Genomic DNA, 11,736 nt, shown 5'->3' with positions numbered 1-11,736 from the left:
CAGGGCAAGGATACGGTTTTCAAAGAGGAAAATGCTTAAAACTCCGTGCCAAAGCACGGAGTTTTCCAATATACGGGCAGATCGAATGGGATTAACCTAGTTGCTGCGAACCATTAAACCACACAGATTTGATCGACAAGGTATCCGAAATATTAGTTGTTGGATCACCGTCCACGAGAATAAGATCTGCGCGCGCACCTTCGGTAATACGGCCGCGATCATGGAGACCAAAGCAACGAGCCGGTTTCGAAGTGGCCGACTGAAGAGCTTCCATCGGAGTGAACCCAGCCTTCACCAGCAGTTGCATTTCGTGGTGGACACTTGCCCCATGAGCAAGGCCACCGAGGTTTGGAACGGGAACCGGCGCGACATCCGTCCCTACCAGAATATCAACTCCGGCTCGGTGAAGGTCCATCACATTTTTAAAGCTGTTCTCCATATTGCCTTGTGGGAACGTATTGAAGCTTGAGTTCAAAATATCAATCCAATCAGAATTTAATTTGGAATGAACACGCGGATCATTGGCCAATTCGGATGCCGGATTACCGATAATCGACGAATTCAACACCAAGCACGGTGTAACAAAAGCGCCTGAAGCTGCTATGGATTTCACTAACTCGGAGGTGTACTCGGGTCTATCGATAAACAAGTGGCCCAAACCGTCGACTCCAAAATCGATGGCTTGTTGCGATGAAAGAGCTGTCAAGACGTGGGCGATAACCAGCTTACCGGACTTGTGGGCTTCTGTCACGGCTGTTTTTAGAATCTCGTCGCTTAATACAGGCAGGCCAGGTGCACCCATGACCGTTCCTTCTTCAATCATGATCTTAATATAGTCGGCCCCATTCTCGACTTGGGTATGCACATGTTTACTCGATTCTTCGACTGTTGTCACTTGCGGTATTTCATCGTGATCGTGAGCGTATGCGGCTAACATTGCTTCCCGATCTTCCTCCGATAACTTCTCTAGTTCCTTTAATACGAATTCAGGTATTTCATCTCCATCCGGCAATAATTCATCCGGATGGCCACCCGGAGCGGTGATTGCTGTGCCAGCAGAACGGACATCTGCGATGTCATTCACATTTTTCAACTGAATTTCGCGCCCTCGTTTAGTAAAATCACCGTTCATTTCGAGTTCAGTGGTAACGCCGAATTTTAGCGCATCTCGTAATCCGCCGATGGAAGTGTGGACATGTGCATCAATCAGACCAGGCATTAGAGTCGCATTTTCTCCATCGATAATTGTTGCATCCGCCGGAAGGTCTCCACCGACTGAAACAATAGAGTTCCCTTTAATGACAACATGTCTAGGCGCAATGATTTGCTCCCCATCAAAGATACGTACATTTGTAATCACTGTAACTTGTTCTAACGCAGCATTTTGAGTTACCTTCTCCATTTGAATTCCTCCAAAGTGTTTGTTTATCGAACAATTCGAATCATAACTGTTAGTTTTCTAACTGTCAACGAGCTAATGTTTTTTTGACAAGCCAATAGGATCGCTGTATAGTTTATTTACTTACAATTAGATTCCTAACAATCACAGGAGGGAAGATTTATGAAATCCCGAAAGGAAACACCTTATCTGGATTTATTTCAGATTATCGGTCTTAAGTTAAAGAAAAGAGCGGACGAGAGTATAAAAGAGCTGGGCTTAAACGCTCAACAAGGAAAAGTAATCGATTATATTTACGAAAACCAAAATAGTCATATTATTCAAATGGATCTTGCAGATCGGTTTCATCTAAGTCGGGCCAGCATTACAAGTATGCTTCAAGCTCTAGAGCAAAAAGGGTTAATCGAGCGTAAAATCCCGGCCAATAATGAACGGCAAAAAAACATATACGTATTGCCAAAAGCGATTGAACTGATTGAAGATTTTCAAGACTCTTTCCAAAAGGTGGAGGAAGAAATCATTCAAGTCCTTACCGACGAAGAGAAGCAAGTATTAAAGAAATTGTTGATCAAAATCAATGAGACTATATAAAGAAGACACTTCCCTATGAAATGATGGCTGATTAAAAGGTTTTAGTCCCACTGAAAGTCCCTATTTAATTAGCCTAATTCCAAAAATCGCTTTAGATGACTATCTATAACGAGTGAATCCGCTTCGTTTGCACCGATTCCAAAGCAGTGTCCCCACTTGGATTCTATGGGTTGAAAAACAGCATTCGACATATGTTGAACGTCATACACACTGTCCTCCGGAGTGAAAAACAAATCACTTGATCCCGGCATAACGAGTGCAGGAGAGGAGATTTTACGTAATGCCTGTTCGAAGTTGTAGTCGTCCACGGGATTATCGCTAATGTCTCCACTTATTCCTGTACGTAACATGGCAATCAAGTCATTCGCATCAAAGGACAAAAATACTTGGTCCCAGTATTCTTCTGCATAATGTTTCAATGAGCTGTATCCCTCGGATTGATACAATCTCTCCAAATAGTATGAATTTGAAAATCCCCAAGGGGCATAAACTCTCCCCATCGCTGCGAGACCGTCAACAGGTGGTTGCTTGTAAAGTCCTCTTTCCCATTTTGAATCCGCTTGTAGTGCTGCGATCATACTCTGGAATACCAGTTGTGCTAGCGGCCTCGTTTTCGCCGTTCCGCCAAATGGTGCAATACGTTCGACCATTTCAGGATAACTTGTTCCCCATTGAAAAACTTGCATTGCTCCTAGAGACCAACCCACAACTAGCTTGATTTTGCTGATACCGAATTTTTCAGTCATGAGTTGATGTTGAGCACGTACATTGTCATACATAGAGATGAGAGGGAAATTGGATTTATCAAAAGGAGCAGGAGTATTACTGGGAGAGGACGATAATCCGTTACCCAACATATTGGGCACAATGATAAAATATCGATTGGGATCTAGTGCCTTGTTTTCTCCAATTAACCATTCATTATCGGTGTGAAGACCAGCAAACCAAGTGGGATACACAATAACATTGTTTTTTGCGGCATTTAAGGTACCGTAGGTCTTATAAGCAATAAATGCTTGAGGGAGTTGCTGACCAGATTGAAGCAATAGATCTCCAAGGGGATGCGTTTCATAATCTTTCATTGATGGATGCTCCTTCATAACCAAATTAGTAATAACTTGATTTTCACTCTACAATACGCTTATCATCAATTCAACGAAACGTTTTTGAAGGTAACATTCAATTTTTTTGAACAAAGAAGGTGTTCGATTATGGAAATACGTCAACTAAAAACCTTTTGGACTCTGGCTTCTACACGCAGCTTTAGTCGGACTGCTGAACTTTTGAGCTATGTACCATCTACCATAACCATGCAAATCAAATCATTGGAAGAAGAATTGGGCGTGAAATTGCTGGATCGATTAGGCAAGAATGTCATGTTAACGGATGCCGGCCAACAATTCTTGCCTTATGTTGCTAAAATCCTGAACGATGTAGAAGAGGCCAAGTGTGTATCAAGTCAGCACGGGGAAACGACAGGAACGGTTACTATCGGGGCAGACGAAGTTATTTGTGCATACTTTCTTCCTGCTTTGTTCAAACGCTTCCGGGAGAACTACCCAGACGTTCGTCTTTTGTTTCGTCCCTTGTCCGGACAAGAGCTTAGAAACAGCCTAAGAGAAGGACTTACAGATGTGATATTTGTATTGGATGAATTCGTTGCAGCCAAAGATCTTCATTCAGAATTTTTGAAAGATGAGTATTTTAAAATGGTGGTTTCTCCAGATCATATGTTAGCAACTCGCTCCTCATTGATCATTGATGATTTTCACAAACAGCATTTTTTGTTGACTGAAAAAAACTGTTCTTATCGCACTCCTTTTAACCAGTGCTTATTGAAAAAAGGAGCCGATGCATTGACAGAACTGGAGTTTCATAGTGTAGAAGCAATTAAACAATGCGCTGTGGCTGGTCTTGGGATCGCCCTGTTACCTGAGATGGCTTTAAAGGAAGAATTAAGAAAGGGGAGACTAGTTGCTTTACCATGGGATTTATCGGAGGTATCCTTTTCCGCACAGATGCTCTGGCATCGTGAGAAATGGATTTCTCCATCAATGGCTGCCTTCATCGATATCGCAAAGAGTGAGTTAAAAACGGAAGAAGTATCTGGCTCATAAGAGGGAGAACACCAAGAACTCCAAAGGCAACGCCCATGAAAGGAATCTAAGGAGGGTCGCGTTAACCCGAGAATAGATACGTTGAAAATGAAAAAAAGATAAAGATGGTCGCTAATTCAGCGGCTTTTTTGTTTTATTGCTACAAGTTCTTTTCCCACGCGAGGGAAGATCGCTAACTGTGGAAAATCTTTTTTTAGATACTGGTTTGCTTGGCGGGACAGAACTGAACTTTAAATCGTGTTGTTAAAAGGTCCACTGTAAGTAATTTATAGGTTTAATTCTCCGTTTTACTTAAGCCATTTTTGTCGCTTTTTCGATATGCTAGCGGAACTAATCCTATGTGCTTGCAAAAAAGGGATGAGAAGTAGCTCACACTTTGAAAGCCGCAGGCAAGTGCGATTTCACTCACAGATCTTTTAGTTTCCCTCAACATCTCACAACTTTTATGAAGGCGGTATCGAGTTAGATAGTTGTTGGGAGTTTGACCCACGTATTTATTAAATAAAGTACAGCAGCGGCTTCGACAAACGGCTCCTGAGGACGCAATGTCTTCAAGAGTTATTTTTTGCTCGTAGTTTTGATGAATGAATCGAGTCATTTGCTGAATATTTGTCCATAATTGCACATCGTGGCTATCTCCCACCTTTGGTTGCAAGTGATCTCCAATACCAGCACATAAAGATAAAGCCTGAGAAGTTAAGCGGAACGGATTTGGAGCAAAGCTATTATGCATTTCAGCATAGATCGCTTGAATGGATAACAATATCTCGTGCTGCCAGGAGATCTGTTCTGCTAGTAATACAAAATCATCCATGTTTGGCCCAAACTTCTCTTCCCAGTAAGCTCGTATGAACGAACCTTCCCCGATAAGAGAGGAATGGATCACTATAACGATAAATGAACAATTACAATGACTGTGAGAAAAACCAAAATGCAAACGATGGCTATTCACAAAGATCCCATTTCCTTGCTCTAATTTAATGGTCTGTCCGTTAACAGAATACTCCATGGAGCCTTCCAGAATGTAAATAAACTCAACATCCGAATGCCAATGAGCGGCAGCTGCAAAATTATCAAATTCATTCAAGCTTCCTCTCCGGACATACAAGGGTAGGTCAGGTAGATTATAATTCAATCTTTCCGATAAATCAGAAAATACCTCTAAATTTTTCATCCAACAAAGTGCCTCCAATAAATATACGATTTTGACAAAAGTATAGCCAATATTTATGGAAAGGACAATGAATTTATCCTATCTTGATAATATGGATACCAACAGAGAGGAGTGGATGTACGTTAAAAAGAAAAAGCGCATACAGTTAACTACTCCTATGACGCGAGATTTCAATAAGGAATTAATCACGCTTGTCATTCCCATTGCATTACAAAATCTAATCTCAGCCACAGTTGTATCAGCTGATGTAGTTATGTTGGGAATGATTAGCCAATCTACAATGTCGGCCGTATCGCTAGCGGGACAAATCACCTTCGCATTAACATTGTTTTACATGGGAATGGCTACGGGAGCAGGGGTTTTGACTGCACAATATTGGGGGAAGAAGGATGTACAAACCATACAGCGTATTCTCAGCACTGCCTGCTTGTTCTCATTTAGTATCTCTATTTTGTTTTTTTTAGTATCTTTTTTATATCCTGAAACGTTAATGCGTTTTTTTACAAATGATAGTGAATTAATTCGATTTGGTTCAATATTTCTAAAGATGAATTCGTTTTCTTATCTTGCAATGGGCATTTCACAAATGTATCTTAGCGTGATTAGAAGTATGGAAAATGCAAAACTAAGCGCTTGGATTAGTTCACTATGTTTAATGTTAAACATTTTGTTTAATGCGTTATGTATCTTTGTCCTTTTCCCAGACAGACCTGAAATGGCAATCATGGCGGTAGCTCTTGCTACAGTTTTAGCTCGGTTTATTGAGTTGGGCTGCTGTGTTATATACTCAGTGACGAGAGGATCGATTCGCTTTCGTTTTCCCATATGGGATGGAATTCAGCGCAATCTCCTAAAGGATTTCCTGAAATACACCATGCCTGTACAAGGCAATTACATTGTTTGGGGAGGGGCACTAACTGCGACTGCCGCAATTATTGGACATGTAAGTGTTGATATGGTTGCAGCGAATTCTGTTGCATCCGTGGTTAAGAATTTAACCATTGTCCTGTGTGGAGGTATTGCTAGTGGGGGATCTATATTGGTTGGGAAATATCTAGGTAAAGGGGAGATCGACAAAGCAAAACAGGTGGGAAGCAGAATGAATCTTTATGCTTTACTATTTGGAATATTAGCAGGATGTACAATTATCCTGATAAAACCGCTTGTTTTCTCCGTAGTAAATCTAAATGTCATTTCTCAAAACTACTTGGATGGAATGTTATATATCAGTGCATTTTATTGTATTGCTAAATCCATTAATGCCACTAATATCTCAGGAATATTTACTGCAGGTGGTGACTCTAAATTTGGCTTTTGGTGTGATTCGATTGTAATGTGGGGTATTATTTTGCCGCTTGGTTATCTCTGTGCTTTTGTCTGGCACGTATCACCCCTTGTATTATATATCGTCATTAGTTTGGATGAGATCATTAAGTTGCCATTGGCATTTTACCGTTATCGCCAATACAAATGGCTAAATAATATTACAAGGACTTTTTCACCAGTAGGTTAAGAAATAGACGGTCAAAGAATGTAAGGTCAACTAAAATAAATAGATTAGATTAAATTCAGAGGAGACTAAGGCATGAATATTACAGAACGAATGGCAAGCCGACAACTGTTTACGGATCACGATGCGAATTATCCACAGGAAGCTTCTGATCTGGCTCGGGCGCGTCAACGAGGAAAGGCACTATGTTATGAGATCAATCGCTTACATCCCGATGATATTGAAATGCGTAAGACTCTGATGGAACAACTTTTCGGTAGTATTGGTGAAAATGTTTGGATGGAACCTCCTATTCGGATGTCGTATGGATCAAACACTACAGTAGGCAACAATGTCTATATCAACTTTAATTTAACTGTTGTCGATGACTATAAAGTCACGATTGGAAACGATGTCATGTTTGGTCCAAATGTCACGATTGCTGTAACCAATCATCCAGTACACCCAGAAAAGCGCAAAGAAGGTGGAATGTTCGCCCTACCGGTAGTCATCGAGGATGGCGCATGGATCGGTAGCTGCGCTGTGATTGTGCCAGGAGTTACTATTGGTGCGGGTAGTGTGATCGGTGCAGGAAGCGTGGTAACCAAGGATATTCCTAGTAATGTTATCGCTGTGGGTAATCCCTGCAGGGTCCTTCGTGAAATCACCGATCATGACAGAGAGTATTACTATAAAAACATGCGTTTCGACCAAGTCGAATGGTAGTGGATAACCAAGCAAATAATCAAATCTAACGTGGGCCGACTTAGACGTTACCTGGTAAGGAGAGAATATGGAAGAATGATGCCATTCATTGTTGAAATCATTATATCTGTATGTATTTTGATTGGATTATATTGTGTAGTAGGTAGGTTTCTGGAATCCCCACAAGTTGTCAGTTACGCAGAGCATTTAGAAGAACAATTTGAAAGAAATCTTAATCTTTATGAAGACAACACAAATTGAATATTAAAGTATAAGATTTATAGATATAAATTGCTTTTATCCCCTTTTCGTAGACAAGAAAAAAAAGACATCTGTTAAGATGGACTTAATCTTGTCTAGCGGAGGGGATTTTTTTATGGATAAAAAAGGGAAATCATATCATGGTGTGGTCGAAAGGGTCGACTTGTATATGGATTGAACTAACGCATTGGATAGTTTAAGCTTATTCACACTGGTTTATCATAGATCGTATTTAAATACATTAAAGAGCCGATTCTTTTCTTATGAGGGAATTGACGTTTCATTAGCCAAAAACACGATGACATTCAAATCACATTGAAATAGGGTGGAAACATGGATAAAGGATTTACATTAGCTAATCAACTATTAACGCTGCTTGATACGGAACAAAGATGGTTTACCTTAGCTGAAGTTGAAAAAAGTTTAGGTATCTCCGATAAAACCATACGTAAGATGGTTGAGGAAATCAGCAAGCAATTACCCCCTACGGTAACCATAGAAGTTTCTAGAGGAAAGGGAATCGTTCTTCGGCGCGATGGGCGAAGTGAGACGATGAGTGAAGTGATTTCTTCAATGTTCAGACAAACCATTTTTTATCGACTGATGAATGTTTTGTTCACGAATGTGGATCGACTGTCCGTGGAGGAGCTTGCCGGAGTCATGTTTATGAGTACCTCGTCGTTGAAGAAACTGATCGTGCAATTAAATAATAATGATCTAAAAGCGTATAAGTTACGCATTACATATTCAACCCCGATAATCAAAGGGAATGAAATGAATATCCGATATTTCTATTGGAAGTTATATTGTGATGCGTATGAGTTCACAGGATGGCCCTTTGCGAATGTCGATTTTGCATATATCAATCAGTTAATCACAAATACAGAGAATGAGAAAAATATTGTGTATTTTATCAATTCCAAACGGAGATTATCTTTTTTGTTGGCCATTGTTGTGGAAAGAGTCGCTAAAGGGAAATACGTAAAAATCGACGAAAGTGCTTACACTTGGGAAAAGGGGATGTTTTATATGCCTGTGAAGACCCTCGCCAAGAGTCTTGGAGAGAAGCTTACCATTGATTTTCCCCATAGTGAAATTTACTTTATGCAATCCCTGGTCAGTCTCAGCCAATATCATTATTATGAAGGATCAGAAATAACGCCGATGAAAGAAGTTGAATTGCATAAGGACAAAGAAGAATATCAAATGGGTAATCTGCTTCTAAGGCTACTAGCCAAAATATACCCTAACTTGGAGATGGAAGAACGATTTCTATTGGAGATATACGCATTCTTTGACAAGTTATTAATCGATAATGCAATTCCTGAATGGATGATGATTTCACAAAGTAATTTAACGGCTTATGTTCAAAAGGAATGCCAACAGCTTTATCAAGAACTGCAAACCTGCATGCAAACGTGGAGTAAAGCTTATCCAGCCGTCTTGTACAATAATTTTCATTTAACCAAACTAACCTTAATTGTTCGTTCCAATTTACGTTATAAAAGGAAAAGGGCCTTCTTGGTAATTGGAGAAGAATTTTCAATTCGTCATTACATAGCGGATTTGATTAAGAAGGAAATTGGGGATCAGCTGATCATCATTACTTCCATAATGAAAGGGCTCTCCGACGAAATGATGCAGCAACATCAGATCGATTTTGTCATTAGTAATATCCCTGTTGCATTGCAGACCGTGCCTGTTGTTATTATCTCTACGATCCCGTCTAAAAGAGATCTGGACAATATTCGTAAAGAATTACTTTTATAATTTGATCAATTATTTCCCGTATCCTTCGTAAGAATTTGGTCTAGTTTGTTATGCTGAAAAATCTTATGCTCAATGTACTTTCCGAACAGATTTTCTTGAAGGCAAGCGGAAGAGATTTCGGTAAGCCTGAGTTCAACATTGAGAGTAGGAGGCAGAAATATGAGTAGGCATTTAGGCGCAAAAAAAGGAGAAATAGCGGACATCGTTTTGCTTCCAGGAGATCCTTTACGTGCAAAATTTGTAGCAGAACACTTTTTAGATGAGGCCAATTGTTATAACGAAGTAAGAGGCATGTATGGGTACACTGGATTATACAAGGGGATACGGGTATCAGTTCAGGGGACAGGGATGGGAAATCCATCGATGAGCATCTATGCAACGGAATTGATTGTCGATTATGAAGTGAAGAAATTGATTCGTATTGGTACATGTGGCGCGATGCAGAAAGAAATTAATATCCGCGATATTGTAATAGCCCAATCCGTGTCTTCAGATAGTAATATGACGGATAAGATCTTCCATGGCTGTAATTATGCACCTACAGCAGATTTCTCATTGTTAATGAAAGCGTATCAACAAGCACAAGCTAAACAAGTAAATGTCTTTGTCGGCAACATCTATAACTCCGATGAATTCTACCGTGAGAGCTTAGATCGACTTCACAAGTTTATGGATTTTGGTGTATTAGGAGTTGAAATGGAAAGCACAGCCCTATATACGTTAGCCGCTAAATATGGCGTGAAAGCGCTATCTATTTTGACAGTAGGTAGTCAATTGTTAACACAGGAGCACTTAACTCATCAAGAAAGTGAACAATCATTTTATGAAATGGTCGAAATCGCTCTTAACACAGCCATTGAGAGCTAATCTACCGATAAGAGTAGTGTAGTAAGAAAAGAGAGTGAGAAAGAAATGAAGGTAGTACTGTCTGGATTGCAGTGGATGATTTTTATGATCGCAGGTGCAATTGCTGCGCCAATTGCTATCGCAGATTTATATAACCTAACACCCATGGAGGCTTCTGGACTTATCCAGAGCACACTAATTACTTTAGGAATAGCTGGATTTTTACAAGGCGTCATCGGCCATAAATTCCCTATTCATGAAGGTCCAGCAGGGTTATGGTGGAGCATTTTCACTATTTACGCAAGTTTAGTGGGGGTATTGTATTCTTCGAATATAGCTGCCCTGCAAGCTTTAAGTGGGGGAATGATCTGTAGTGGAGTTTTATTTATCCTAATCTCAGCATTTAAGCTGATGGATAAAATCGCTCGTCTATTTACGCCAACGGTCACTTTTATATATTTGCTCTTATTGATCTTTCAATTAAGCGGTTCTTTTATGAAAGGTATGATGGGGATCACGTCAAGCCACACCTTGTTAGATGTTAAAGTGTTCTTGCTGAGTGTGATTGTGATTTGCATTACCTTTGGGTTAGGGAACAGTCGCTTTGTTTTGCTGCGCCAATTTTCAGTAATAATCAGTATATCGATAGGCTGCTTATTGTTTATCATATGCGACAAGATGCCGGTGATTTCACCGGCGGATACACTATTTAAACTGCCAAAACTATTTCCTTTTGGAAGTCCAAGATTTGATAGCGGGACAGTCACAACGGCCTTTCTATTAACACTATTGTTAATAACCAATGCGCTTGCGTCTATTCGGTTGATGGAGACCGTTATGAAACAAAAGAAATTGGATCATAACCGTTATTTGCGTGCCGGATTTACTTCTGGCATTACCCATTTTATTGGTGGCAGTTTCGGAGCGATTGGCTCAGTGCCTATTTCGGGAGCGGCGGGATATGTTGAACAAACAGGGATGAGGGAACGGAAATCGTTTTTAATTGGATGCATCTTAGTCATCTCTGTATCCTTGTTTCCGCCAATAATGAACGTAATATCCGGTATTCCAGCGCCTATAGGCTATGCCGTTACATTCGTTATCTTTGTGAAGATGGTTGGATTATCGCTGAAGGAATTGAAGAAGGTTCTGCATGAAGAACGAACATTTGTTGTTAGCGGAGTTTCTCTTTTAGTTGGTGTGGGTTTAATGTTTATTCCTACATCCGCTACGAGCCATTTATCTCCGATTGTAATAGCCATTTTGAATAATGGGTTAATTTGCGGAAGTCTATTGGCGATTATTTTGGAACAAGGGTTAATGTGGAAAGATGCAAATCGATATGAGGATTCCAATAAAAGTATCGATAATTTGGAGGGTTAAT

The 11,736-nt window shown here is 40.1% G+C and carries 10 protein-coding genes; 7 read left to right on the top strand and 3 right to left on the bottom strand.

Features of this window, described 5'->3' with window-relative positions:
• Window positions 1-91: 91 nt before the first annotated feature.
• A complete protein-coding gene (locus AC4PM4_RS05630) occupies window positions 92-1,402 on the bottom strand; it encodes an amidohydrolase family protein (RefSeq protein ID WP_491612964.1) in 1,311 nt (436 codons plus the stop codon).
• Window positions 1,403-1,561: 159 nt separating this feature from the next.
• Between AC4PM4_RS05630 and AC4PM4_RS05625 the strand changes: the two genes are divergently transcribed.
• Window positions 1,562-1,990 carry a MarR family winged helix-turn-helix transcriptional regulator gene (locus tag AC4PM4_RS05625; protein WP_063563662.1) on the top strand — a complete coding sequence of 143 codons (429 nt, stop codon included), beginning with the start codon at window positions 1,562-1,564 and terminating at the stop codon, window positions 1,988-1,990.
• 68 nt (window positions 1,991-2,058) lie between these two features.
• Here AC4PM4_RS05625 and AC4PM4_RS05620 read toward each other — a convergent pair whose 3' ends face one another.
• Window positions 2,059-3,072: an alpha/beta fold hydrolase gene (locus AC4PM4_RS05620; protein WP_491612963.1), complete on the bottom strand. Its 1,014-nt coding sequence runs from the start codon at window positions 3,070-3,072 to the stop codon at window positions 2,059-2,061.
• A 129-nt stretch (window positions 3,073-3,201) separates the two neighbouring features.
• On the opposite strand from AC4PM4_RS05620, the gene AC4PM4_RS05615 reads away from it, so the two are divergent.
• The gene (locus tag AC4PM4_RS05615; RefSeq protein WP_491612962.1) at window positions 3,202-4,107 is read left to right on the top strand and encodes a LysR family transcriptional regulator; all 906 of its coding nucleotides are present in this window, start codon (window positions 3,202-3,204) and stop codon (window positions 4,105-4,107) included.
• 274 nt (window positions 4,108-4,381) lie between these two features.
• On the opposite strand, the gene AC4PM4_RS05610 is transcribed toward AC4PM4_RS05615, so the two are convergent.
• The gene (locus AC4PM4_RS05610; protein ID WP_491612961.1) at window positions 4,382-5,281 is read right to left on the bottom strand and encodes an AraC family transcriptional regulator; all 900 of its coding nucleotides are present in this window, start codon (window positions 5,279-5,281) and stop codon (window positions 4,382-4,384) included.
• A 91-nt stretch (window positions 5,282-5,372) separates the two neighbouring features.
• Between AC4PM4_RS05610 and AC4PM4_RS05605 the strand changes: the two genes are divergently transcribed.
• The 5 genes from AC4PM4_RS05605 to AC4PM4_RS05585 all read left to right on the top strand — a co-directional run bounded on the left by AC4PM4_RS05605 (window position 5,373) and on the right by AC4PM4_RS05585 (window position 11,735).
• Window positions 5,373-6,794, top strand: coding sequence for an MATE family efflux transporter (locus AC4PM4_RS05605; protein ID WP_491612960.1), 1,422 nt, complete (start codon window positions 5,373-5,375; stop codon window positions 6,792-6,794).
• A gap of 72 nt (window positions 6,795-6,866) precedes the next feature.
• Complete coding sequence (locus tag AC4PM4_RS05600) at window positions 6,867-7,496, top strand: DapH/DapD/GlmU-related protein (protein WP_064637624.1); 630 nt, start codon at window positions 6,867-6,869, stop codon at window positions 7,494-7,496.
• A gap of 573 nt (window positions 7,497-8,069) precedes the next feature.
• A complete protein-coding gene (locus tag AC4PM4_RS05595) occupies window positions 8,070-9,506 on the top strand; it encodes an AcpB/EbpR/MafR family transcriptional regulator (protein WP_491612959.1) in 1,437 nt (478 codons plus the stop codon).
• A 159-nt stretch (window positions 9,507-9,665) separates the two neighbouring features.
• Window positions 9,666-10,373 (top strand): purine-nucleoside phosphorylase, encoded by a 708-nt coding sequence (deoD, locus tag AC4PM4_RS05590; RefSeq protein ID WP_064637627.1) that lies wholly within the window; start codon window positions 9,666-9,668, stop codon window positions 10,371-10,373.
• Between the two features lie 45 nt (window positions 10,374-10,418).
• Window positions 10,419-11,735, top strand: a complete 1,317-nt coding sequence (locus AC4PM4_RS05585; protein ID WP_491612957.1) for a purine/pyrimidine permease — start codon at window positions 10,419-10,421, stop codon at window positions 11,733-11,735.
• The last annotated feature ends 1 nt before the right edge of the window (window position 11,736 follow it).

The organism is Paenibacillus sp. MDV22-iso6 (assembly GCF_058408365.1).
The sequence above is the reverse complement of the archived record's forward strand: the minus strand, read 5'-3'. Positions and strand labels throughout refer to the sequence as shown.

Excerpts from the sequence above, each read along its gene's own strand:
- AC4PM4_RS05620 (WP_491612963.1), bottom strand. The coding sequence starts at position 3,072 with ATGAAAGATTATGAAACGCATCCCCTTGGAGATCTATTGCTTCAATCT.
- AC4PM4_RS05585 (WP_491612957.1), top strand. The coding sequence starts at position 10,419 with ATGAAGGTAGTACTGTCTGGATTGCAGTGGATGATTTTTATGATCGCA.
- AC4PM4_RS05595 (WP_491612959.1), top strand. The coding sequence starts at position 8,070 with ATGGATAAAGGATTTACATTAGCTAATCAACTATTAACGCTGCTTGAT.
- AC4PM4_RS05625 (WP_063563662.1), top strand. The coding sequence starts at position 1,562 with ATGAAATCCCGAAAGGAAACACCTTATCTGGATTTATTTCAGATTATC.
- AC4PM4_RS05615 (WP_491612962.1), top strand. The coding sequence starts at position 3,202 with ATGGAAATACGTCAACTAAAAACCTTTTGGACTCTGGCTTCTACACGC.
- AC4PM4_RS05630 (WP_491612964.1), bottom strand. The coding sequence starts at position 1,402 with ATGGAGAAGGTAACTCAAAATGCTGCGTTAGAACAAGTTACAGTGATT.
- AC4PM4_RS05610 (WP_491612961.1), bottom strand. The coding sequence starts at position 5,281 with ATGAAAAATTTAGAGGTATTTTCTGATTTATCGGAAAGATTGAATTAT.
- AC4PM4_RS05605 (WP_491612960.1), top strand. The coding sequence starts at position 5,373 with ATGGATACCAACAGAGAGGAGTGGATGTACGTTAAAAAGAAAAAGCGC.
- deoD (WP_064637627.1), top strand. The coding sequence starts at position 9,666 with ATGAGTAGGCATTTAGGCGCAAAAAAAGGAGAAATAGCGGACATCGTT.
- AC4PM4_RS05600 (WP_064637624.1), top strand. The coding sequence starts at position 6,867 with ATGAATATTACAGAACGAATGGCAAGCCGACAACTGTTTACGGATCAC.